Source organism: Streptomyces sp. WP-1, assembly GCF_030450125.1.
Lineage (GTDB): Bacteria > Actinomycetota > Actinomycetes > Streptomycetales > Streptomycetaceae > Streptomyces > Streptomyces incarnatus.
Genome location: NZ_CP123923.1, coordinates 7587115 through 7610927 on the forward strand (window position 1 = coordinate 7587115; position 23813 = coordinate 7610927).

22 protein-coding genes are annotated in these 23813 nt (G+C 70.1%); 13 read left to right on the forward strand and 9 right to left on the reverse strand.

All coding sequences use genetic code 11. The features are described from left to right. Nucleotides 1-107: 107 nt before the first annotated feature. The 9 genes from QHG49_RS33830 to QHG49_RS33875 form a co-directional block, all read right to left on the reverse strand. Nucleotides 108-2078 carry an acyl-CoA dehydrogenase gene (locus QHG49_RS33830; protein WP_301492614.1) on the reverse strand — a complete coding sequence of 657 codons (1971 nt, stop codon included), beginning with the start codon at nucleotides 2076-2078 and terminating at the stop codon, nucleotides 108-110. 1152 nt (nucleotides 2079-3230) lie between these two features. Beyond that, on the reverse strand, nucleotides 3231-4043 hold the full coding sequence (locus QHG49_RS33840) for a maleylpyruvate isomerase family mycothiol-dependent enzyme (protein WP_301492615.1): 813 nt from the start codon (nucleotides 4041-4043) through the stop codon (nucleotides 3231-3233). 533 nt (nucleotides 4044-4576) lie between these two features. Further along, nucleotides 4577-5416, reverse strand: coding sequence for a class I SAM-dependent methyltransferase (locus QHG49_RS33845; RefSeq protein ID WP_301492617.1), 840 nt, complete (start codon nucleotides 5414-5416; stop codon nucleotides 4577-4579). A 42-nt stretch (nucleotides 5417-5458) separates the two neighbouring features. Beyond that, nucleotides 5459-6196, reverse strand: coding sequence for a hypothetical protein (locus tag QHG49_RS33850; RefSeq protein WP_301492618.1), 738 nt, complete (start codon nucleotides 6194-6196; stop codon nucleotides 5459-5461). 25 nt (nucleotides 6197-6221) lie between these two features. Then, nucleotides 6222-7217, reverse strand: a complete 996-nt coding sequence (locus tag QHG49_RS33855; RefSeq protein WP_301492620.1) for a thymidylate synthase — start codon at nucleotides 7215-7217, stop codon at nucleotides 6222-6224. A 9-nt stretch (nucleotides 7218-7226) separates the two neighbouring features. Further along, nucleotides 7227-8474, reverse strand: coding sequence for an MFS transporter (locus QHG49_RS33860; protein WP_301492621.1), 1248 nt, complete (start codon nucleotides 8472-8474; stop codon nucleotides 7227-7229). Nucleotides 8475-8482: 8 nt separating this feature from the next. Continuing rightward, nucleotides 8483-9055 (reverse strand): GNAT family N-acetyltransferase, encoded by a 573-nt coding sequence (locus QHG49_RS33865; RefSeq protein ID WP_301492624.1) that lies wholly within the window; start codon nucleotides 9053-9055, stop codon nucleotides 8483-8485. Between the two features lie 32 nt (nucleotides 9056-9087). Beyond that, nucleotides 9088-9789, reverse strand: a complete 702-nt coding sequence (locus QHG49_RS33870; RefSeq protein WP_301492626.1) for an aspartyl/asparaginyl beta-hydroxylase domain-containing protein — start codon at nucleotides 9787-9789, stop codon at nucleotides 9088-9090. 55 nt (nucleotides 9790-9844) lie between these two features. Continuing rightward, nucleotides 9845-10402 carry a hypothetical protein gene (locus tag QHG49_RS33875; protein ID WP_301492627.1) on the reverse strand — a complete coding sequence of 186 codons (558 nt, stop codon included), beginning with the start codon at nucleotides 10400-10402 and terminating at the stop codon, nucleotides 9845-9847. Between the two features lie 574 nt (nucleotides 10403-10976). On the opposite strand from QHG49_RS33875, the gene QHG49_RS33880 reads away from it, so the two are divergent. The 13 genes from QHG49_RS33880 (at nucleotide 10977) to pfkB (ending at nucleotide 23629) form a co-directional block, all read left to right on the forward strand. Beyond that, nucleotides 10977-11915: a radical SAM protein gene (locus QHG49_RS33880; protein WP_301492629.1), complete on the forward strand. Its 939-nt coding sequence runs from the start codon at nucleotides 10977-10979 to the stop codon at nucleotides 11913-11915. Then, nucleotides 11912-13144 (forward strand): DegT/DnrJ/EryC1/StrS aminotransferase family protein, encoded by a 1233-nt coding sequence (locus QHG49_RS33885; protein ID WP_301492631.1) that lies wholly within the window; start codon nucleotides 11912-11914, stop codon nucleotides 13142-13144. The genes QHG49_RS33880 and QHG49_RS33885 overlap by 4 nt, the downstream gene beginning before the upstream one ends. After that, nucleotides 13141-14175 carry a bifunctional 2-polyprenyl-6-hydroxyphenol methylase/3-demethylubiquinol 3-O-methyltransferase UbiG gene (locus QHG49_RS33890; RefSeq protein WP_301492632.1) on the forward strand — a complete coding sequence of 345 codons (1035 nt, stop codon included), beginning with the start codon at nucleotides 13141-13143 and terminating at the stop codon, nucleotides 14173-14175. Before QHG49_RS33885 ends, QHG49_RS33890 begins: the two co-directional genes overlap by 4 nt. A 2-nt stretch (nucleotides 14176-14177) precedes the next feature. Continuing rightward, entirely contained in the window at nucleotides 14178-15413 is a 1236-nt protein-coding gene (locus tag QHG49_RS33895; RefSeq protein WP_159707728.1) for a hydroxymethylcytosylglucuronate/cytosylglucuronate synthase, read from the forward strand. Then, nucleotides 15410-16081 (forward strand): histidine phosphatase family protein, encoded by a 672-nt coding sequence (locus QHG49_RS33900; protein WP_159707730.1) that lies wholly within the window; start codon nucleotides 15410-15412, stop codon nucleotides 16079-16081. The genes QHG49_RS33895 and QHG49_RS33900 overlap by 4 nt, the downstream gene beginning before the upstream one ends. A 28-nt stretch (nucleotides 16082-16109) precedes the next feature. Then, entirely contained in the window at nucleotides 16110-16622 is a 513-nt protein-coding gene (locus QHG49_RS33905) for an AAA family ATPase (RefSeq protein ID WP_167532452.1), read from the forward strand. A 20-nt stretch (nucleotides 16623-16642) separates the two neighbouring features. Next, the gene (locus QHG49_RS33910) at nucleotides 16643-17689 is read left to right on the forward strand and encodes a GNAT family N-acetyltransferase (protein ID WP_159707734.1); all 1047 of its coding nucleotides are present in this window, start codon (nucleotides 16643-16645) and stop codon (nucleotides 17687-17689) included. 19 nt (nucleotides 17690-17708) lie between these two features. Further along, nucleotides 17709-18632 carry a hypothetical protein gene (locus QHG49_RS33915; protein WP_159707736.1) on the forward strand — a complete coding sequence of 308 codons (924 nt, stop codon included), beginning with the start codon at nucleotides 17709-17711 and terminating at the stop codon, nucleotides 18630-18632. Further along, nucleotides 18625-19923, forward strand: a complete 1299-nt coding sequence (locus QHG49_RS33920) for an alanine racemase (RefSeq protein ID WP_301492634.1) — start codon at nucleotides 18625-18627, stop codon at nucleotides 19921-19923. The genes QHG49_RS33915 and QHG49_RS33920 overlap by 8 nt, the downstream gene beginning before the upstream one ends. Next, nucleotides 19910-20167 carry an acyl carrier protein gene (locus QHG49_RS33925; protein WP_301492635.1) on the forward strand — a complete coding sequence of 86 codons (258 nt, stop codon included), beginning with the start codon at nucleotides 19910-19912 and terminating at the stop codon, nucleotides 20165-20167. The genes QHG49_RS33920 and QHG49_RS33925 overlap by 14 nt, the downstream gene beginning before the upstream one ends. Beyond that, nucleotides 20164-21654: a class I adenylate-forming enzyme family protein gene (locus QHG49_RS33930; RefSeq protein ID WP_301492636.1), complete on the forward strand. Its 1491-nt coding sequence runs from the start codon at nucleotides 20164-20166 to the stop codon at nucleotides 21652-21654. The genes QHG49_RS33925 and QHG49_RS33930 overlap by 4 nt, the downstream gene beginning before the upstream one ends. Nucleotides 21655-21923: 269 nt before the next feature. Continuing rightward, a complete protein-coding gene (locus QHG49_RS33935) occupies nucleotides 21924-22685 on the forward strand; it encodes a DeoR/GlpR family DNA-binding transcription regulator (protein ID WP_145491923.1) in 762 nt (253 codons plus the stop codon). Then, nucleotides 22682-23629, forward strand: a complete 948-nt coding sequence (gene pfkB / locus QHG49_RS33940; RefSeq protein WP_145491925.1) for a 1-phosphofructokinase — start codon at nucleotides 22682-22684, stop codon at nucleotides 23627-23629. Before QHG49_RS33935 ends, pfkB begins: the two co-directional genes overlap by 4 nt. The last annotated feature ends 184 nt before the right edge of the window (nucleotides 23630-23813 follow it).

Consider the following 23813-nt stretch of genomic DNA (forward strand, 5'->3'; position numbering starts at 1 on the left):
TGCCGTCGACGCCTGAGTGCTCCTCGTCGAGGTCGCGGTCCCGCGGCGACGCGGGCCGCGGGCGGGGCCCCGGCGCCGGGCGCCTTCGAGGGCCGGGCGGGGGCGCCTCAGCCGACGGGGCCGACGAGATCCGGTGCCCGCAGGACGGAGGCCGGGATCCCCCAGGCGTCGACGAGGTCGACGGCGAGGGGACGCACCTTGCGGCAGAGCTCGTTCACCTCGCGGCTGATCGCCTTGGACCGCTGGACGGTCAGCCGGCCGTGTTCCATGAACCAGGCGCGGTCGGCTTCGATGGCCGAGAGCGCGAACAGGTCGCACAGCAAGCCGAGGGCGTCCTTTACGGCGCCCTCGGGAAGAGCACGCACCTTGTCGACGAAGGCCTCCGTGATCAGCCGTTCGACATGGGCCCGGGCGAGGGCGATGACGTGGTCCTGGACGTGCGAGAAGACCTCCCCGGGCGCATCCTGCCGGTCTATACCGCGCTTGATGCGGCGGGCGAGACCGGCGAGCATGTGCTCCTCGCGGAAGCGGACCATGGCGAGCTGGTACTCGGAGTCGAGGAGCCCGGCCTCCCGGTCCCAGGCGTCACCGCCTGGCAGCAGGTCACGGACGCGTTCCAGGAGTTTGTGCGCCGAGGTCCGCTCGATGACGGTCTCGACGGCGAGGCCGGTGACGTAGCGGACCATGCCGAGCTGGTCGAGGTCCTCGAACTCGCTGGCGTGGTCGGTGAGCAGGCCCTTGGCCACGAGCTGCAGGAGCACGTGGTTGTCGCCCTCGAAGGTGGTGAAGACGTCGCTGTCGCGTTTGAGGGCGGCGAAACGGTTCTCGGCGAGGTAGCCGGCGCCGCCGCACGCCTCACGGCACTCCTGGACGACGCGGGTGGCGTGCCAGGTGGCGAGCGCCTTGATGCCGGCGGCCCGCGACTCGAGGCGGCGCCGTGCCCGCGGGTCGTTCTCGGCGCCGGAGAAGACCTCGTGCAGCTGGGCTCGTACGACGTCCTGGGCGAAGTGCAGCGCGTAGGTGCGGGCGAGGAGGGGGAGCAGGCGACGCTGGTGGAGACCGTAGTCGAGGAGCACCTGCTCCCCGGTGTCCGGGGACGCCTCGAACTGGCGCCGCCGGTCGGCGTACTTGGTGGCCACCGTCAGCGCGACCTTGGCGACGCCGACACCGGCTCCGGCGACGCTGACCCGGCCCTGCACGAGGGTGCCGAGCATGGTGAAGAAGCGCCGGCCGGAGTCCTCGATGGCGCTCTCATAGGTACCTTCCGGGGTGACCCGGGCGAAGCGATCGAGGAGCGCCTCGCGGGGGACGCGCACACCGTCGAAGCGGATACGGCCGTTGTCGACGCCGTTGAGTCCCATCTTCCGGCCGTCGTCCTCGATGGCGACACCGGGCAGGACCCGGCCGTCCGACCGGAGGGGGACGACGAAGGCATGGACACCCTCGGACCGGCCGTCGACCTCCAGCTGGGCGAAGACGACGGCAAGTTCGGCGTGACGGGCGGCGTTGCCGATGTAGTCCTTGCGGGCCTGCTCGTCGGGGGTGGTGAGGACGAACTCCCGGCTCTCCGGGTCGTAGCGGGCGACGGTCCCGAGCGCCTGGACGTTGGAACCGTGACCCGACTCGGTCATCGCGAAGCAGCCCATCAGCTCTCCGGTGACAAGGCGGGGCAGATAGGCCTTGTGGTGGTGACCGGTGCCGAGATGCAGGATGGCTCCGCCGAAGAGCCCGAACTGGACACCGACCTTCACGAGCACGGAGAGGTCGCCGAACGCCAGGGTCTCGAAGGCGGCTATCGACGCGCCGACGTCATCCCCGCCCCCGTACGCGGCGGGAAAGCCCATACCGGTCTGACCGGTCGCGGCCAGTTGGACGACGACCTCGCGGACCCTCTCACGGAACGCGTCGATACCGAGCGCGTCGGCCTCGCCGAGGATGTTGGCATGGGCGACCAGGTTGGTCCGGACAAGCTCCCGGATTCCGGCGTACTCGCCGTCGAGGATCGCGGTGAGAGACGGGACGTCTATCTCGGGCCGGTGCCGGCCGATGGTGGAGGCGGAGGTGCTCTCGGTGGCCATGCCGCTCCGCTACCCCGAGCCGCGACGATCAACCGGCGCGGCCCCGGCGCCCATGGCGGTCGGCGCGGGAGCCCGGGTCCCCGCTCGCCGCAGCAGGGGACTCGGGTGCCTGCGCCCGGACCGCGGCCGTGCGGGAGGCACCCGCCAACGGCCCCGAGGGCAGCGGGCGTTGAGCGTTGCCGGTTCGGCTGCGTCGAATGGGTCGAAGGCGGACCAGGGCCCCGGGACGGCGAGCGGGCGCGCGCCGGCGCCCACGGCCCCGGCCACAGCCCGCCCCGTGCGACGGCCCGGACACCGCCCACCCAACGGCCTGGCACCTGCACACACCGGGCTCCACCCGACCGTTCGGTTGTCAGGAGAAGCGGTCACGGCCGGATCGACGTACGGGGGACCTGAGAGTTCCTCGTACCTGGCAGGCCCGGTGCCATTTCCCCGCGACCGGGGTGCCGCCGGCAGCCGGGCCCGGCATCACTGCCGCGGCCCTCGGCATGAAATCGACGTCTTCACCTCGAAGGAGAAGCCGTTGCACGCCGGCGTCGGCACGCACTGCGTAGTTCCTGAACCCGGCGGGGGACGCGCAGCGCCCACAGCCGGTCGCGGAAGCGGGAGGCGATGCGGTGGGTCATGGGCAGTCAGAGAGCGACGAGCTCGTCCCGCAGAACGGTGCGCGCCGGGCCGTCCCTCAGGTCCGCCAGCCGGGCGAATTGCTCAGCCGTGTGCGGGGCGTCATGGTGGACGCGCCGTCCTGGCCCGCTGGTGACGGCGTTCGCTGCGGGACGGGCGGCGAGAGAGGGCGAGTTGTTGGTGAGCACGCTGAATCGCTCCTGAAACGTGTGTCCAGGGCACGACCGGAAAGGGGTGCTCCGCCGTGCGGCCTGATCGGCGGAGTCAGGGGTCAAACACACCACTGACAACGTTTGTCGGCGGCCGGTTCTCAACCCAGCCGTTGGGCCGCGGGGCGCGCAGCACCCGCGTGCACGGTGCGCCCCCGCCGCCCGAGAACCCGCGGGAGCGGCTCCGTCGCCATCTGTCCGCCTACAGCGGCGACGGACTGCCGGACGGCATCGCGGCGCTCACCCGTCTGCCTCACTGTCAAGGAGCCACCAGCGGCGGGCCGGACGAGCATCGGCCGGTACGGCGCGGGCGTCCGGGTCAGAACGCCGTGTGAGCGAACCAGTGGTCCAGGAGCGCCGTGTCCCCCGACAGGGTGAAGACCGGTTCCCGGCAGGTCCGGCGGCCGTACAGCAGCAGCAGGAGGTCCGCGGCCTGCCCCCGGACCGCTGCGGAGGCCGCCCGGGCGCTGTTCCTGTCATCTGGCACCGATCGGAAACCGTCCGGTTCGAGCCGCACCCGCCACTCCTCGCCGACCGTGCCCCCGGCGTCCGTGCACCCGAACGTGAGGATCTCGCCGTCGCCGCGCAACTCGGTCACTCCGGGAGCGAAGAGCCCCGCGTGCGGCAGGTTGACCAGGAACTCGTCGACGCCGTCCGCCGCCAGCACGGGATCGACACCGAAGTCGCGGCCGACGGAACGCTCCGCGTCCACTCGGTGCACCAGCGTCTCGAAGAGCATCCGCCGGGCCCAGAACCGCGCGTGCGGATCGGCGCCCCAGGTCCACATCACCGCGGCGGGATCGGTGGCGCGCAGCACCGCCGCCACCTCGGGTACGCCCGCCGCCAGCCAGTCGGCGTAGTCCCGTACGTTCTCGGGCAGCCCCAGCTCGACGTCGCGGTTGCGGGGCGCCTCCTGCACCCGCTGGGACAGCAGAGCGCAGAACCAGCGCTGCAGGGCTCCGACGTGCCGGGTGAGATCGGCGAGCGTCCAGCCGGGGCAGGACGGCACGGCACCGGCCGGGTCGGCGTCCCGCACCGCGTCTGCGAACCGGCGGGTGTCCTGCTCGATCGCCTCCCGGTAGGTCTCGTACGGCAGGGGGTGCCTCGCCTGGTTCGTCTTGGTCATCTTCATCCGCCGTTCTGTGCCGGGCACCCGGTGTCGCGACCAGTGTGGCGGCTGGAGCGCACTCCAAGGCAAACCGGCCCCGGGGCCAGCGGGCCGACAGCCCGAAGCAGGCGAGCCGGTCCGCTGCTTCCGCCCTGGCCTGCCGGTGCGCGGACCCGGAACTGCCGGCGCGCCGACCTACATCCTCCATCCCCCGCATGGGCGCCGCACCGGGACGCCCCTGCGCGTGGTCGCGGAGATCCGCCCCTACCACCCGGGTCGTAGATCCGGTGGTGACGGCGCAGCCGCGCCCTCAGACGCGTGCCAGCCTCTTCGCCGGTGGGCAGAGGGGCCTGTTGTTGATCAACACAGCGAGGATGAATATCTGGCCCGACCCCATTGGGATATGTCCCGGTCGATCTCACCCGCCGCGTCAGCCGCAGCCTGGACCTGCCGGCGGACCGAGGAAACAGCCGCCTCGCAGGGCCGCGAAGCACCTGCCGAAGAAGGCGGCGAGCGAGGCTGTCCTCCGGGGCCCTGGCGACGGGCCGGGCGGATACCTACGGCTTCGTGGCGCGAATGCTGAAGAGGACCGGAAGGGGGTACTCCCAGAGTTGCAGCCGCCAGAGCCCGTCGGTCCCCTGGGTGAGGACGCCGTCCCGGTCGTTCCGTTCACTCGTCAGGTGTTCCTCCACGGTGTCGATCCGCAGGCCGGCGGCTGCGAATGCGGACACCAGCTCGCCGAGGGAGTGGGACCACTGGACGGTCTCCCGGTTCTCCAGCGGCCTGTCGGGGGCGGCGTAGCTCGTCGCGCTGGAATAGCGGTGCGGCCCGTCGTCGGCGTACGGGGAGTCGACCACGAGGGGATTTCGTTGCTCGATCATGCGCGCGAGCGGATGGAGATCGACAACGGCGAGTCGGCCGCCCGGCCGTAGGGCCCGTGTGGCGCTGCGTGCCCACGCCCGGAGGTCTCCGATCCAGGTGAACACTCCGTAGGAGGCCCATACGACGTCGAAGCTTCCCGCCAGGTCCGCGGGCAGGTCGAGAACGTCTGCGGTGACAAAGTCGGCAGCCAGGCCGGTGCGCCCGGCGAGTTCCCGTGCGCGCTCGATCGCCACCGGTGAGAAGTCCACTCCGGTGACGCGGGCGCCTTGCCGGGACCAGCTCAGGCTGTCGAGTCCGAAGTGGCACTGGAGATGGAGGAGATCACGTCCGTCGACGTCCCCGGCCAGTTCGACATCCAGGTCCCGGAGCGTGCTGCCGCCGGCGAGGAAGCTCTCCGTGTCGTAGTACGACGGGTCCTGCCCGTGGGCCAGTGCGCGCTCGTCCCAGCTGCGCCGGTTGAGATCTCGCGCTTCGTCCTCGGGGATGACGTCCCTGTGTTCCGTGGCTCCCGACATGTCGGGAGCCTACCCCGTGGGAACCGGCATCCGGCCGCATGCTCATGCACCATCTCCCCATCCGGTGTGGCGCCAGCCCGGATAGAGCAGGTCCATGATCTCGCCGCAGTGTGTCTCGAACGTCGCACGCATGGCCGGCGTCCAGTCCTGTGGGCCGGTCGCCCGCCGCCTGGTGAGCACGGCGAACTTCGCCTTGCCGAACCGATCGTGGTTCTTGTGTGGCAGCGCATCGGGCAGCGGCGACAGCCCGAGCGCTTCGCACATCCGGTTCCGCTCCGGGCCGGGGGCGAGGATGTCCTCCATGCGGACGATCGGCGCATCCCAGTCCAGCAGCCTGCGGTAGGTCCACGACCAGAAGCGGCAGCACTTCTCGAAACGGTCGCCGGGGAAGGCGGGTTGCAGCCGTGACCAGTGGGCCTCGCGTGGCCGCACGGTCCAGTAGTACCACCCGTCGTTCATCCCGGAGGCCACGGTTGTGCGGCCGTCCCGGCACAGGGCGACGAGCGGCACCTCGGGCAGCGGCCGGTTGTCGAGGAACACCAGGTACGGCGAGACCTCTATTCCGGGTCCGATGCTGTGCAACAGGGCGACGGCGCCTTCCTGGTCACCGGCGAGCAGACGGCGGACCAGCTCCCTCGCGTGTGTCTCGTGCCGTGCCCGGACGCGGGTGCCCCCGCGGGAGACGGCCGTGCGGTCGAGGGCCGCGGCGAGAGATGTCGTACCGCAGCGGCCGGAACCGGTGACGAAGCCGTGCGGCGGGAAACCCTGGTGACTGGCCACTGCTCTCCTCCGCTCCTTCCGCGCGTCAGATCGCCGCCATGAGATCGGTGACCGCAGGGGTGACGGCGGGACTTTCGACGACGGTCTCGGCGTCGCCGAGTTTGCGGTAGGCGAAGGTGGTGAGGCAGGCCCTGGCGACCTCGGTGAAGGCGAAGGACGCTTTCGTGGCGGCGAAGCGGTCCACGGCCGCGCTGTCACCCGCGTCGGCCGCCGTACGCAGTCCGCGTTCGAGGTCCACGAGTTCTCGTACGGCGGCGCGCACGTCGTCCGGGCCGCTGGGCAGGGCGGGCAGCTCCGCCGGTGCCACCGGTTGTGAGATCAGCTTGCCGACCAACTCGACCTCGTTCTCGTACACATGGAAGGTGCCGGACTGATGGATGTAGGGGCCGCAGGCGGCATCCAGCAGGGCGGCGGCGACCTGGTGCATCACCATGAACAAGAAGGCGTCGTAGGGCAGCACGGTCAGGGCCTGCTGCGCCCGCATCACGGTGATCCAGGTGAGCGCGCCATCACGCAGGAACAGCTGGACGCCGGCGGCACAGGGGTGCTCGCGGGACTGTGTGAAGTGGTCCGATGAATCGAGGACGACCGCGAATGTCCGGCGATGCGCCGGGTCCCGCCGGATCCGGTCGATGATCGCTTCCAACTGGTTCCCCGACGCCGCGGCGAGCAGCCGTCGGCCGAACGCCCCGCTCAACGTGTGCTGGTCGTCGGAGTATTCGTAGGCACCGCGGCGGTAGTAGGCGGGTGTGCCGACGTCGTCCCTGCCGTCCAGCGACCATGCCGCCAGGCCGAAGCAGTAGGGGAGGTGGACCGGTAGCAGGGGCGTGAAGGCCAGGCAGGACCGCGGTGAGCCGATGCGTAAGGTGTGTGCGAGCAGTTCACGGTAGGGCCTGTCCTGAGCGCCGAAGCCGGAAGCCTTGGACAGCGGGTCCCGCACGGACGGGACCTTGGCGCCCTGGGACAGGATGTTCTCCAGCTCTCCGGCATAGGCCTGTGCGAACGTGTCGTAGGGGGGCATCTGTGCTCCTCAGCGGTTGGAGAACTGTCGGATGGAACGGGATGTGGTGGCGAACGCCATCATCGTGAGCGCGCCCACGGCCAGTGCCGCACCTGTCGCGGGGAAGCCGCCCCAGCTCACCAGTGCCCCCACGACCGCCGGCGCCAATGGCGTGACGGCATTGCTGAGCAGGTTCACCGCCGAGTGCACGCGGCCCTGCAACTCGTCCGGTGCGTGCGCCGTCTGATAGCCGAAGATGATGCTCTGTGTCGGGGCGATGGTCGTAGCGAGCAGAAAGATCACGATCGCCACGGCCCAGGGTGCCGAGCTGACGGCGAGGACCGCGAGCATCGGGGGCCACAGCCACCCCAGGGCGATCAGCAGGGCGCCGTCACGGTACTTCGCGCGCAGCTGCGGCACGGCCAGCGCCCCGGCGGCCCCGCCGATACCGCCGCATGCAAGCAGTGTCCCGATGACCGCCGGTGCGACACCGGCCGTACGCAGACCGACGATGACGCCCAACGGCATCGCCGCGACGATCGCGTTGATGCCGCAGAGATAGACCAGGCTCGCCCGGCCCGGCCGGTCGTGCCAGACCCAGCGCATGCCCTGGAACAGTTCCGACGTGGCCAGCGGCACCTTGTGCTCCGTGCCGGAGAGGCGGGTGGTGATGCCCAGCACGGCGGCGAGCGACACGAGGTAGGACCCGGTGTCGGCGAGGAACGGCACCGGCGCTCCCAGTGAGAACAGAAACCCGCCGACGGGCGCTCCGGCGATGGTCGCGGCCTGGAGGTAGATCTGGTTGTGCGCGATGGCCTCGCTCAGCCGCGTGCGTGGGACGAGGTACGGGAGCACCGCGCGTTCAGCCGAGAAGAAGAACACCGAGAACGCACCTTCGAGGAAGGCCGCCCCCAGGATGAGGGGATAGCCGGCCGTTCCGGTCAGAACCGCCGCGGCAAGGCCACCGGCCGTGGCGGCCCGGCCGACGTCGCACCAGATCAGAACACGCTTCCTGGAGCAGACGTCGACCACCAGGCCTGCCACCAGGCGCAGCAGCAGTCGCGAACCCGTGCTCACCAGCCCGACGAGGCCGGCCTTGAACGGGGTGCCGCCAAGGTGCAGTACGAGCAGGGGGTAGGCCAGATCGCTGGCCGCCGAGCCCACGCTGGAGACTCCCTGCCCGAACCACAGCAGCCAGAAGTCGCGGCCGAACCGGGGCCGGCCCGGGCGGGTACCTGCCTGGGCCGGGCCGGACACCGGCGCCGGGTTCTCACTCATCGCGACGGTCAGACCTGAGAGGTGTCCGACTGCCGGTGGAGCACCCTCATCCGCTCGGCGAACTCCTCGGCGAGGACGCCGTAGAGCACTGCGTCGACCGGGGTGCCATTGACCAGCCGGGCTTTGCGCGCGATCCCTTCCTGGACGGCGCCGGCCGCCTGACACGCGGCGGCCGCGGGCAGGTTCTGTGCGAGGACCCAGGCGTAGATGCGGCGCAGTCCCATGACGTGGAAGCCGAATTCGGCCATCAGCAGCGCGGCTTCGCGGCCGAGGCCAAGCCCTCGGTTGCTGATGTCCCCCAGTGCCAGCGAGACCTCGGCCGACCTGTCCTCGGAGCCGGGGTTACGCAGCGCACCGAGCCCGAGGGCGGCGCCGTCCTCGGTCGAGTACAGCATGAAGGTCGCGTCGTGGTACGAGGGTTTGCCGTGCCTGTCGATCCAGTCCCGCCAGCCGCCGCGGCCCACCGGGTAGCGGTAGCCGAACATGTCGCGGAAGTAATCCTCCTGGAACCATGCAAAGACCACGTCGGCGTCCTCGGGTTCCAGGGCGCGTAGGGCAACCCGCTTTCCTGGTGTCACCACGAACCGTCCTCTCCTCGAGCCGGGCAGGGCCGCTACTTCCGTTCCAGCAACTGAGCGAAGCGCCGCTCCCAGGCGTCCTGATTTCCCTTGGCCTCCTGGACGAACCGGCTCCGGGCGATCCCTCGGATCACCATGTTGTTGACCAGGGAGTATGGAAATGCCATCGGCCGTACGACATCCATGAACAGCACGGCACGGTCCTCGTCGGTCCCGTTCCAGGCTTCATGCACGTAGGTGTCGTCGAAGAACATCCCGGTCCCCTCAGTCCAGTGCGCCTCTTGTCCGCCGACGCGAATACCGCAGGCGTTCTCGGGCGACGGGATCTTCAGCGCGAGGTGATAGCGGACCACGCCCTTGTAGGGGCCGCGGTGCGGTGGCACGTGTTTGTGCGGGCCGAGGATCGAGAAGAAGGCCGTTTTCAGACCGGGTACCCGGGCCAGCAGTTCAGCTGTCCGCGGGCACCGTGCGCAGTTGGCGTCGAATCGGAACCCGTAACCGTAGAAGAAATAGGTCTTCCACTGGTCGTCGTTGGTGATGCGGCGTTGGTCGGTGGAGATGTCCTGGAAGTTGGGCAGCGCTTCGCGGTGCTCCAGCAGGGCGTCGAGTTCGGCTCTGACGTCACGCCAGTTGCCTTCGAGTCCACGGCTCCACGGGAACGCCGATTCCGGGATGAACGGGCTGTCATCGAAGCGGGAGTGGTGGACCATCTGCTTTTCGATCCACTTCACCAGCATGGGAAGAACTCTCGGCACAACCACACCCCCGCGTACGTCAGTTCGTCTACCGGTCTCAGGTGCGTGGCATCACGAGCTCGGCTCGGCCGCCGGCCGGAATGACCGGACCGAGCAACTCGGTGGTGCACCGGTCGAGTTCGTCGGGATCGAATCTCCCGTCCTCGACACCGACGTATCGCACCGGAGCGATGGTGTGCACCCCCGCGACGAGCGGCGGCACTTCCTGACCTCGCTCGATGAGGAGGATCATGGGCTTGGCCATGGCCGACATCCAGCCGAGCTCCACCATCGTGCCCGGGGAGGGCGGGTCTCCGGGATACGCTACGAAGAGTACGGCCTTGCGCAGTGCGAGATAGTCGAGCCGGGTGCACACGTCCGGGGCCATGACCTCGGCCCCCCAGGCTTCCCGGCGATGGGCGTTGTCCACCTCGAACCCCAGCGCGGTGAAGTGGTCGATGAGAGCCCGGTAGTTGCTGCGGTGCCGGTCCGGAAGAAGCCCCGTCTCCGGGTCGAGCAGCCCTTTGAAGGGGCCACCGACGAAGACCAGCGGCTTGCTCCCGTCAGGGTGCAGTGGCTCGTCGGCGGACAGGGGAAGCGATTCGGGGTGGCTCACCGAGAGGTTCCCTCCGTTGTAGGAGTTTTGGTGTGGGACAGGTGCGGATTCTCCGGTGACACGGGCGTTGATGACCCCGTGCGGTACACCTGATGTCAGTTCGCCGACGATCCGGCGCCCGCGGATTCCGACACCCGCGACAGGAGATTTTCTCCTATGGCTGAAACTTGACACTCCCATGTGCTGCAACGTCACGGCGTCTGAGTGGCGAGCGCCATGGTCCCTTCCGGGGCAGTGAGCCGCCTCGGGGTACCCGGCGTCCTGCTCGGCACGGAAGAGTGAGTGATGGATTTCGCACGTGCGTTCCCCCGAGTTTTACTCGTCATTGCAGCAAATGACGGGTCGACTGCAAGCTTCGAGTGAAGCGAAGTCCGTGTCAAGGCCACGACTCGAATGATGTTGGCCAGTAAGAGAGGTTGCGGGTTCTTGGAATTCGATGTTACGGTCGGCCCGGTGTCTATTCAGCAGCGGCGACCGATGAGTTCGGCAACGAATTCTTCCCGCTGTTGAGAGGATCTTCGCGCCAGGGGGCCGAGACGTGGACGCACAAATTCCGTTAGGCGCACCACCCTCCATGGAACTGGTCTACTTCGGCCTGTTCGACAACTGCAATGCCCGGTGCAATATGTGTGAGTGCTGGCTGGCCCCGAGAGCCGATCTGCCGCTCGCTCATTACCGGAATGTACTGTCGGCGGTGCTGTCTCTCCGGCCACGCGCCGTTCGCTTCACCGGCGGTGAACCACTGATCTTCGCCGAGCTGCCGGAACTCGTAGGTCAGGCGGCCGCGGAAGGCGTTCGGGTATCCGTCATCTCCAACGGGCGTATTCTCGGCCCCGGTAAAATCCGTGCCTTGATCGACAGCGGATGCAGGGAGATGGTGCTGAGCATCGACGCGCTGCGAGAGAATCACGACCGGATACGCGGCACCCCAGGTCTCTTCGACCGCTGTACGGAGGCCATCGGGGACCTCCACGAAGCGAAGATGGACTACGGCGTCAACACGGTGCTGCAGGCGCTGGGGGCGGACGACCTCGCATCGCTGGGCGAAACGCTCCGGACACAGCCCAACCCGCCGTCGTGGTGGCACCTCATCCCCGTCCGGGGCGACGACGCACTCCGGCCCAGCGCGGCTCAGCGGGCGCGCATGCAGGAACTCATACCGAGACTGAGGGAACGGATGTCCCAGGCGGGGACCCGGATGGTCGCGGCCGACGACCCCTTCCTGGATGCCGGCCCCGAGCCCTGCACGGTGCCGACCTTCACCGCGTACGTGCGCGCTGACACCGGCGACATCTTCGGGTGCAACATGCTCGTCTACGCCGATCCGCCGCTCGGAAACGTCCTGCGGTGGCGCGCGCAGGACGCCTGGAACAGCCTGGACGCCCACAGTCTGCGGGACCGCTGCGCCACCGGCACGAACAGGTCATGCTCCCGGTGCGACCCGAGTTCCAAAGCGATGAACCACGTCCTGAGGGAATTGGCCGCTTCCGTCGCACCCGAGGAATCACTGTGACCACGAACACCAGGCCGGACTCCGGCATGCTCGCCATCAACGGTGGCCCCCCGGTCCGCGCGACGAAGAAGGCGGCGGATCCGGTCATCGCGGAGGCAGCCAAAGAAGAGGCCCTCCGCGTCCTGGACAGCGGTCAGCTCGCCAGGTTCTACGGCGGCACGAAAGTCGCCGAGTTCGAGGCGGCCTATGCCGAGTGGTTCGGCAGGCGTCATGCCGTCGCGGTCAGTTCGGGGACCGCTGCCCTGCACGTCTCCTACCTTGCCGCCCGACTGCCCGAGCACAGCGAAGTGCTGGTCCCCGCCAACGCCTATGTATCGGCGCTGTCCGCGCTGATCCAGGCCGGTCTGGTCCCCGTGATCGTCGACATCGACCCGGCCGGCTGGGCGATGGATCCGGCCGACTGCGCCCGCAAGATCAGCGACCGCACGAGCGCGATCGTGCCGGTGCACATGTACGGACAGCCCTGCCCGATGACGGAACTGGCCACTCTGGCACGGCAGCACGGGCTCACCCTCGTCGAGGACTGCGGCCAAGCGCACGGCGCCCTCTGGGACGGCACGAAAACCGGCACATTCGGTCTCGCCGCGGCCTTCAGCCTCTGCTGCCGCAAGCACATCGCCGTCGGCGAGGGCGGCATCGTCGTCACCGACGACGAGCAGTTCGCCGACACCGCGAGGGCACTGGCGCACAAGGGCAAGGGCACCGGTTGGTTCGACTACCGGGAGATGGGCTTCAGCTACAACATGACGGAGATCCAGGCGGTACTCGGCCGCTGGCAACTGTCCAGGCTGGAGACCGAGTTGCGGACCAGGACCAAACTCGCCGAACTGCTGCGCGCGGACCTGGCCGACCTCGGACTGCGGTTCCCCGAGGTGGCTCCCGGCAGCACCCATGCGTACTTCAAGCAGAACGCCTTGCTGCCGGCCCGGCTCGCTCCGCACCGGAACGCCATCGTCGACGCTGTCCGCGCCGAGAACGTGGGCTGCGACCCCTCCCACCCGCATCTGCTCGACATCGACTGGATCCGTGAGCAGCGTCCCTCTCTCTACCGGGCGCTGCCCGCGGAGCACCGTCCCGACTACGGCAGGAACACCGCGCCCCTCGCACGGGGCGTGCTGTCCCGGCAGATCTGCATCGAGATGGGGCCGGGGCTGGACGAAGAGGACATCGACTACACGATCAGGGCCATCCGGAAAGTGGTCACCATCTTCGACCAGGAGGCCACGTGACCGTCGGCGACCCCACGGCCGGCGCCCCGGGTGGCGACAAGGCATCCGCGGACGCTCTGTACCTCGGCCTGCGGGACGGAGAAGCCCCCCTGACCCGAGAGCAGGCGTCCGCGCTCGTCCGCGCCGCCCATCCCGCGCACTCGGACGTGCGCGCATGTGAGGCATGCGGGTCCGCTGGCACCCGACCAGCCACCTGGCGGCGTGGCTTCCGCATCGCCGAGTGCCTGGCCTGCGGCTTCCTCTGGGTCGATCCCATGCCGACCGCACAGGACATGTGGGTCTACTACAACAAACGGACATGGAAGCCCTACTCGCCCGAGGTGATCCGCAGCAAGTACGCGCCATCGGTGGCAGCGGTACTGGCCAACGTCCCGCCCGGACAGTCCGTCCTCGACGTCGGATGCGATCACGGGCACTTCGCGGCGCTCCTGCGCGAGCGCGGATACGACGTCGCCGGGTCGGACATCGACGGGCTCGCCCTCGCCTACGCCACCGAGCACTACGGGCTGACGGTCTACCAAGGGGACCTGCCCGACATCGACTTCGACCGACGATTCGACGCGGTGACCGTCCTCAGCTCCCTCGAACACATGGTGAATCCCTTCCACGTCGTCCGGGCGGCAGCGCGGGCCCTGCGCCCCGGCGGAGTGCTGCTCATCTCGACGCCGAGGGCCGACGGGCTCGTCCACACCGTGAGCCGGAGAGTGTTTGCCCCCGTACTGCACGCCTGGGAGTTCCTCGCACCCCCCAGCCACCTCACCTACTTCGGCCGGGGCTCGCTGCGCGCCATGCTCCGTCGCGCCGGATTCGCCACTGTCACCTTCAGCCACCAGGAACGCGACGCCGCCTACCGGGCCCGTGAGCTGTCGGAGACGCTCACGGAGTGCCCGGCCGCCCCCAACTGGGCCAAAGCCACCTATCCGCTCCTGCGCCATCTGCGCACCCCCGCCCGTCTGCTGGACCTGGGGGACATGATGCTGTGCGTCGGACGGACACCCATGCCGTCCGCACCCGGCACGGAAGGGTCCTGACCATGGCCGGTGAAGACAGGACGGCACCGGTACCGTGGCGGGACGTCCCGGCACCGGCCGGCGCCGCCCGGCCCACGGTCGTCTTCTGCGGGCACGACTTCGGCTGGGGGAGCGCCGGAAAGCTGCACGCCGTCCTGACCGAACTCACGGCCCGCACCGCACCCCCGCCGCGGCTCATCGGAGTCGGCACGGTGCTCGGCCGATCCCTGCTCGCGAAGCTGCCCGTGGACACGTGGTACGACCAGCCGAGCAGCACCGGCGAACTCCGGGACCTGCTGCGACGGCACCAGGTGACCGCCGCCCTGGTCGTACTGGACTCGGAGTTCGCCGCGGCCCTGCTCGCCGCGGGCTGCCCCACGGTCTTCGTGGACAGCCTGCCCTACCTGTGGACCGGCAAGGACACGATCCCCCACGACGTGACCCACTACTGCGCCCAGTTGTGCGACTCCCTTCCCCGGACCTGTTGGGAGCAGTTGCGCAGAATAGAGCGGCTGACGTGGACCGAGGCGATCCTCAGCGCCCCGGCGCCCACCCAGCGGGCGGGTACGCCCGGCTTGGCCGTGCTCAACTTCGGTGGGCTGCACTCGCCCTTCAGCCAAGGCAGTGCCGACGCCTACTCCGGGCTGGTGGCGGAACCGGCCGTCCGGGCACTGTCGGACGCCGGCTTCCGCACCGTGGAGATCTGCGGCAACATCGACGCCACCGTGCTTCCGGAGCGGGACTTCCCCACCGGCATCGCGGTGAACGCCGGCCCGCGCTCCCACGAGGACTTCCTGGACCTCCTCGACCAGGCTCAGCTGCTGGTCACCTCGCCGGGCCTGACCACGTTGCTGGAGGCCGGCCAGCGCTGCCTGCCCACCGTCTGCGTTCCACCGCAGAACGTCAGCCAGATCCTCAACGGGGACCGCTTCGCCTCGGCGGTCGACGTGGCCTGCCGAGTGCCGTGGCCGTCGGAAGTCCTGGATCCGCGGCAGGTCGACGCCGTACGAGCACGGGGTGAACACGCGGCCCTGTCAGTCGTCTACGGGGCGATCGAGCGCGCTGCACGCCAGGCACATCCCTGGGTGCGCCACCGACTGCGGCGGGATATCACCACCGCCATCGAGCATTCCCATGCGGTGCGGGACTGGGGCGGTCTGCTCGGCCGGACGGGCAGCCGCGGAGCACACCAGGTGGTGCAGCGCCTCACCGACGTGCTCGCGGAGCAGTCCGCGCCGGAGCGCCAGGAGGCCGGGTGATCCTGGCCTTCCTCCGGCACACCGCGGCGATCAGCTCCTCGGAGGTCTACCTGCCCGACGACCGCCGGGTTCTGACCGAGGGCGGGCGGACGCACGCCGTCGCCCTGCGCCCCGTCCTGCGGCGTTTCGCGCCCGACGCCGTCTGGTGTTCCCCGCTGCGCCGCGCGGTGGAGACCTGGACACTCGCGGGCACCGGACTCGGCCTCGACGCCCGTCTGCACGAGGACCTGGGGGAGCGCTCGTTCCCCTCCCTGGCCGGCCTCACGCTGCCGCAGATCGCGGCGCGGATCGGGCCGGCGCAGACGGCGCTGGCACGCGTCTCGACCGACCTGGTCGATCCTCCCGGAGAGGAGTCGGTACGCGCGGCGAGTCGGCGCTTGGTCGTGGCGATGAGGTCGGTGGCGCGGGAGGCCGCAGCGCTCGGCGCCGAGCGGGTGCTCGTCGTCTCGCACGGCGGCCCGTCGAGCTGGTTGCTGTGCCATCTGCTCGGCGTGCCCCTGGAGCGCAACCGGGTCTTCCGACACGACCAAGGACGCTTCCACCTGCTGGAAGTGGATGAAAACCTGACACTGGCGACGGCAATCGCCCTGAACACCGCACAGTTGCCAAAACCAAGAGGTGCTCCCGAGCCGCCGGGGCAGTTCACGGCACCGCCCTCATGGCATTGACGATTGGAATTGCAGCGCTATGGCACATGTGCCCGTCATCGTGGTCACCGGGCCTTCCGGCACCGGGAAGACCGTCACCTGCTGGGAGATCCGCGAAATCCTGAGGGAACGTAAGGTAGCCCACGCCCTGATCGACATGGACAACATCCGTTGGTGCTACGTTCCCGACTCCCGCGACCGCTTCAACCGGGAACTCGGTGCCAAGAACCTCGCAGCCGTGTGGGCCAACTTCCGTGAGGCCGGCGCCGACCGGCTCGTCCTGAGCGGAGTCGTGGAAACCCGCGAGGACACGCGGCTCATCGAACAGGCGGTGCCGGGCGCCGACATCTCGGTCTACCGGCTGCACGTGGACGAGACAACGCTGGAAGGCCGCATGCGCCAAAGGGAACGCGGCCGGGGACTCGCCCGCAATCTCGCCAGGGCGAAAGAACTCACCGACATCATGGCCCGGAACGGGATCGGGGACCATCTGATCGATGCGGACCGCGAACTCGACGAGATCGCTGAGGAAATCGTCGGGCTGAGCGGCTGGCTGTCCTGACGCTATCGCGGGAGCGTGCGATGAAAGTGACCCTGCTCGTGACCGGTGAGGAGATGCTCGGGCTGTTGAGCTCGTCCGCGGTGAACGACCTGTGGTCGGGCGGTGCGCACCTGCCGTACTGGCAGCCGGCCGCCCTCGCCGCGCGCATCGAAGCCCTCGGACGGCATGAGGTGGCGCTGTTGGTCATCGAAGGGGACGGCGGTATGGCCGTCGGCGTTCTTCGGCAGCGGCGAAACGGCGTCATCAGCACGCTCATACCGCGCGAACCCTTTCTGGCCAGCGAGCCTTTCGGCGACGCGGACATGTTGCGCACGCAGTTGCTCCGGTCCGTGGAGAGAATCGGCGCCAGAGCCTTTCATCTGCACGAGACGGAACGAAACGCCCCGGTCGTCAAGTGCCTGGCAGATCAGCCGGACACCGCAGTGGTGGTGCGCCTGCCGAATCCGGTCATCGACTGGCACGACGACGGTGCGGACATGCTGATCGGAGCGCAACGGCATTTCGGCCGGACGTTCTGGCGCCGGGTCCGGCGCTGGGACCGGGAGTTCGAGGTGACGACGGTGCGTGAAGATGCCGCGATCGACGTGATGGAAAACATCGAGAGACAATCATGGAAAGCGCGTCGGGGCACCCATCTCGACGAAGGGGAGCTGGCGTTCTACCGCGCGCTGCTGAGGCGGGACGAATGCCTGCTCACTCTCGCGACGGCCGGGGGTGCACCGGCCGCGTACTTCATGGAGATGCGCCTCGGCGACGTGGTCTACGGCATGCAGAGTTCCTACGCCGAGACCTTCGCCAAGCTGTCTCCCGGTGCGTTCCTGACCACCATCGGTCTGCACCGCCGGTGGCACGGCAGCGGTATCGCGACCTACGACCTGCTCGGCGGTAGCGGGCCGCTCAAGGACGCCCTGGCCTCGCGCGCGATCCCGCGTGTCGACGTGGCCTGGCCGGTATGCGCGGCGACCAAGGACCTGCTCGGGGAGCGAGTCAGGTTCGACCGACACAGGACAGCCGCGTCCGAGCGCGGACGGGGTGCGCGCCATGTCGCCGCGACCTACGGCAGCTGAGAGACGGAGGTCTTTCCGGATGAACCATCCCCCTGTGCAGGGTTCCTACGGTCCACTGGCCTGGGTCTCCGATGCGATGCACGGCATGTACCCGGACCGCGAGGGCCACCTGAGACGGCTCGGGCTGCGGCCGGCGGACGACGAGATCAGCACACAGCTGCCCGTGGTCGGTCTCCTGGGAGCAGCCGACTGGCGCGCCGCGACCTGTGTGCTGTCCTCGCCGTGCATCGACCACTCGTCCGGACGGATATCCGGGCTCACCGCCTCCGTCGCGGGAGATCTCCTGATCGGGCTCCGGGTGGCGGAGGCGCTCGGACTGCCGATGGTCGGTTTCCTCGGAAACGGCGAGGAAACGCACCTGGTGCCCAGCGGCGAGGAGCGGTGTGCGGACTGGCAACGGGTCGCCGAGTACGTCGCCGGCCTCGGGACCCGTTGGGCACGGGGCCGCGTCGACGCGACGTTCGTACGCACCGGTGAGCCGGTCGCATGGGCCACCATCAAGGCACAGACCGCGGCGGACCACGACCGCGTCCCCCAGGCAGGCCTCGACGGCCTGCACCGCCTCGTCGACGACAACCCTTATCCGCGGGGGACCCGTTTCACCTACCTCTACGACTACTACCGGTCGAACATCTCGCACTACCGCCGGCCCGTCATCGAGGCGTTGGCTGGCGTCGACACCACACACGTGCTGGTGGTCGAGAACGTGCAGCAGATCAAGTGCGTTGCCTGGGCCCGGGCCCTCAACGACGCCGACGGCATCCGCACCAGCCATCTGGTGACCTGCCCGGCACCGGATGTCACCAACAGCGTCCGGGTGAGCCGGGCCGAGCCCCGGCACCGCATCATGCTCGCGGACGTCCTTGCCGGGCGGCAGCCGGGCAGCGCGCCCTACTGGGCCTTCCTGTCGGCCCTGCGTGACCGCCTCGATGCGCATGGCTGACCTCGACGCCGCGGCATGGGAGGATCAGCTGGCCCAGTGCTACCCCGGCCCGGTGTACGTGTACGACCTGGATCGGGTGACGGCCGCCGTGGAAGACCTGCGAGCGGCGCTTCCGGCACCGACCCTCCTCTACTACTCCCTCAAGGCAAACCCGCACGACGACGTCGTACGGGCACTGCGCATCGCCGGCTGCCGAGCGGAGATCAGCTCGGTGGGAGAGCTGGCCTGCGCGCTCGGCGCCGGGTTCCGCGGCGTCGAAATCCTGTACACAGGGCCCGGAAAGACGGACGGCGAGATCGCGCACGCCCTGCGGCACGGTGTCCTGGACTTCTCCGTGGAATCGGCGCACGAACTGCGGCGGCTCGACCGGATCGCGGCCGTCGACGACCGCCGGCCGCGTGTACTGCTGCGCGTGAACGGGGCGCGTGCGGCCCCGGCCGGCGGCCTGCACATGACCGGTACACCCTCGCAGTTCGGAATCGACCTGGAACTCCTCGGCCCGGCGCTCGCGGCGGCCGCGCGGTGTCCGCGGATCGACCTCAGCGGCCTCCACCTGTTCTCGATGACCAACGCCGTCGACGAACCGAGCCTGATCCAGGAACTCCGTCGCAGTATCGCCACTGCCGCGGCGGTATGCGACCAGTACGGGTTTGCACCGCGGATGCTGGACCTCGGCGGCGGCTTCGCCGCTCCCTACACGCAGTCCGGCCGACGGCCCGGCTACCCCGGACTGGCACAGGTGCTCCGGCAGGACCTGGACCTGCTGTTCCCGGCATGGCGCACGGGAGCCCCCGTGATCGCCTTCGAGTCCGGCAGACATCTCGTCGCCGACTGCGGCACGCTGATCTGCACCGTCACCGAGGTCAAGAACAGCAAGGGAAAGCAGTTCGTGGTGCTCGACGCGGGGGTCAACGCGCTCGGCGGACTCTCCGGGACGGGGAGGTTGCTTCCCCTGTCCGTGGAGCCCGTCGGAATCCCGCGGGCGGCCGACGCCTCCGACGCAGCCCAGGTCTTTGGCCCGGCCGTGACGTCAGCACGTATCGTCGGGCCGCTGTGCACTCCGGCCGACCTGCTCGGCCGGGAGGTGCCGGTACCGCGACTGCGGCCGGGCGACCGGATCGCAATCCCGAACGTCGGCGCCTACGGCCTGACCACCGGCCTGCTCGGCTTCCTCAGCAGGCCCGCCCCGACCGAGCTGGTGGTACGCGGCGGGAGCGTCGTCTCCGCGTCCCGCCTGGAACTGAAACGTGTGCCTGTCGAAAGGGAGTGGAAAGACGATGCCATGGGATGACCGATTCGAGGTACTGCTGCGCGCCGCGCTGCCCTATCTCTCTCCCGACGAGCCGCTGCCGCCCGACGCCGAGCTCATCGACCTCGGTATCGACTCCATGGCCGCGGTCGAGCTGCTGAGCACGCTGGAACAGGCGTATGGCGTGCGCCTCCCCGACGACAGCCTCCACCGCGAGACCTTCCGCACCGCCGCCACCCTGTGGTCGGTCCTGAACCGACAGCTCTCCCGGGAGCCGACACCGTGACCGTCGAGGCACGGCAGGGGCCGACCCTGCGCCATGTCGTCGACGTGCTGGACCACGCGGCAGCCGCCCACGGCGGCGAGCTCGCCGTGACCGATGACCAGGGCGACTGGAGCTACGACGAACTCGCCGAGCACAGCCGTGAGTTCGCACAGTGGCTGCACCGCCGGGGCGTGTCCGCCGGAGACCGTGTGGTGGTGCGCGCCACCGCGAGCCGTGAGTTCGTCGCCATCCTCTACGGCTGTCTGCGGGCGGGGGCGGTCTTCGTGCCGCTCGGCCCCGCGACAACGGCGTACCAACTGGGCCAGGTCGTCGCGGACGCCCAACCCCGCCTTGTCATCACCGACCGGATCGACGAGACAGCGGACACGGCGTGCAGCCTGCATGAGGTCTGGGCGGAGGTGGGGCGCCCGGGCGGCCCGATGACGCACCCGCGCGCCGAACTCGCCCCGGCGGACACCGCGTTGCTGATCTACACCTCCGGCAGCACCGCCGCACCCAAAGCGGTCGTCTCTCCACACGAGAGGGTCCTGTGGGCGACCCGCGCTGTCGCGGCGCGGCTGCGTTACCAGACGGACGACATCGTCCTCTGCCGCCTGCCCCTCTCCTTCGACTACGGCCTCTACCAGGTCTTCCTGTGCGCCCTGGCCGGTGCCCGTCTGGTGCTGCTCTCCCGGACGGCGGACCTGCGGCTGGCCGCCGTCGCGCGAGAACGCGGCGCCACCGTCGTGCCGTTGGTGCCCTCACTCGCGACCATGCTCCTGCACAGCGCCCGGCGCGACCCCGGACCGAGCCGGATCCGCCTCTTCACCAACACCGGTGAAGATCTCCCCCAGGCGGTGCGTGCCCAATTACGCGAGCACTTTCCCCGCGCGGGCATCCAGTTGATGTACGGAACCACGGAGTGCAAGCGGATCTCCGTACTGGAGGTCGACGGCGACCTGCGCAGGCCCGGTTCGGTAGGCCGCGCGCTCGACGGCACACGCATCCGCATCCTGACGGCGGACGGTGTTCCCGCCGCACCCGGAGAGGCGGGCGAGATCGTGGTCAGCGGACCGCACGTGATGGCCGGGTACTGGCGGGCGCCCGAGCTGACCGCCGCGCGCTTCCGGACCGATCCGCACACCGGCGAGGTGCGGCTGCACACCGGGGACTTCGGGCATCTCGACGGTGACGGCTACCTCTACTTCCACGGTCGCGGCGACGACATGTTCAAGCGCCACGGTGTGCGCACCAGCGCCGCCGAGATCGAGTCCGCCGCCCGGAACATCCCAGGGGTGGACCATGCCGTGCTGCTGCCCCCCACCGACCGCCGGGACATGGTGCTCTGCGTGGTCACGACGCTCACGCCGGCCGAGGTGCTGCGTCGCCTCGGCACGCTGCTGGATCCGGCGCGCGTGCCCGATCTGTGCCGGGTCTTCGACCGGTTTCCGCTCAGCTCCAACGGGAAGACCGACCGGGCCCGGCTGTCCCGGCAGGAGGCCGGTTGAGGCCCGCGCGCCGGCCCGCATCCAGGATTTGGCTGGAATGCGGGGCCCTCGGCAGTCCAGCGGCTTGGACATGACGCCCAAGCATCTCGCGGCCCGCACCCTGACGGCCTGCTCGGTGAACAGGGGAGGGCCGGCCCGAGCGTGTCCGGTTGTCCCCGCCGATGTCTGTTCATGCCCGAACACCACCCGAATCTGTTTACTTTCCCGCACTGCATGCGTAGCCTCCTCGGTAAACCACAGATTCGGGCATCGGTCGGAGGCAGACGGACATGTACGCAGCGGAGCGACAGCAGGAGATCCTCCGGCTCGCCCGTGACGGCGGCCGGGTGGACGTCGTGTCGCTCGCGGAGGAGCTCCAGGTGACGGCGGAGACGATCCGCCGCGACCTCAAGGCCCTCGACCGGGCCGGACTGCTGCGCCGGGTGCACGGCGGTGCCATCCCGGCCGGCCGCCTCGACTTCGAACCGGACCTCACCGAACGCGAGTCCACGGCGGCCGACCAGAAGGACCGCATCGCCAAGGCGGCCCTGGCCGAACTGCCCGTCGAGGGCACCGTGATCCTCGACGCCGGCACCACCGTGGCCCGCCTGGCCGCCGCGCTCCCGCTGGAGAGCGAACTGACCGTCGTCACCCACTCCCTGCCCATCGCCGCCCGCCTCGCCGACCACCCCGGCCTCCAGCTCCACCTGGTCGGCGGCCGCGTACGGCACCGTACCCGGGCCGCCGTGGATGCCTGGGCGCTGCGCGCGTACGGCGAGATCCGCGCCGACGTGTTGTTCGTCGCCGCCAACGGCTTCTCCACCGCGCACGGACTGACCACCCCCGACCTCGCCGAGGCCGCCGTGAAGCGGGCCGCCGTCGCCGCCGCCCGCCGGGTGGTGCTGCTCGCCGACTCCGACAAGCACGGCCAGGAGCACTTCGCCCGCTTCGCCGACCTGGACGACGTGGACCTGCTGATCACCGACAGCGCCCTGAGCTCCGAGGACGCCGCCGCCATCGAGCGCGCCGGCACGGAGGTGGTCCGCGCATGATCGTCACCGTCACCCCCAACCCGTCCCTGGACCGCACCTACGAGATCCCTTCCCTCGACCGCGGCGAGGTCGTCCGCGCCACTGGCGAACGCATGGACCCCGGCGGCAAGGGTGTCAACGTCTCGCGCGCCGTGGCCGCCGCCGGCCGCCGCACCGTCGCCGTCCTGCCCCTGGGCGGCGCGCCGGGCGCCCTCGTCGCCGAACTCCTCGCCGCGCAGGGGATCGAGGTCGCACCGGTCCCGGTCGACGGGACCACCCGTTCCAACATCGCCCTCGCCGAGGCGGACGGTGTCCTGACGAAGATCAACGCGCCCGGTCCGGAACTCGGCCCCGAGGAGAGGGAACTGCTCCTGCGGACCGTACGGCGCCAGGCGCACGGCGCCGACTGGATCGCCTGCTGCGGCAGCCTCCCGCGCGGCCTCGCCCCCTCCTGGTACGCCGACCTCGTCGCCCGGGCGCACGCCGCCGGGGTGCGCGTCGCGCTGGACACCTCCGGGCCCGCCCTCCTGGCGGCGCTGCGCGAGGGCCCGGACGTGGTCAAGCCCAATGCCGAGGAACTCGCTGAGGCCGTCGGGCGCCCCTTGGCGACGGTGGGCGACGCGCTGAAGGCGGCCGAGGACCTGCGCTCGCTCGGCGCGGGCGCGGTGCTGGCGAGCCTCGGCGCCGACGGGCAACTCCTCGTGACCGGCGCGAGCGCCTGGTACGGCGGCGCGCCGGTGGCCGCCGTCCGCAGCAACGTCGGCGCGGGCGACGCCTCGCTGGCCGGTTTCCTCATCGCGGGCGGCGCGGGCCCCGAAGCTCTGGCCTCGGCCGTCGCCCACGGCGCGGCCGCCGTCCAGCTGCCCGGCAGTGTGATGCCCACCCCGGCCGACCTGTCCCCGGCGGCGGTCACGGTGACGGCCGACGTCCCCCTCGACCGCCCCCTGACGGACCCCGCGCCATGACCCGCCCTACGGCCCCCACCGCTCTCCGGGGAACCCAGCGCCGAACCCGGACCCGGAGCCCGACCGTGGGCTCCCCGCCCGCGGCCCACACGGCCTCCGCCGCGCCCGACGGCACCCGTGCCGGGGCCCCGGCCCCAGCCCCCGCCGCCCCCCACGGCATCCCCGTCCCCACCCCCGCCCCGGC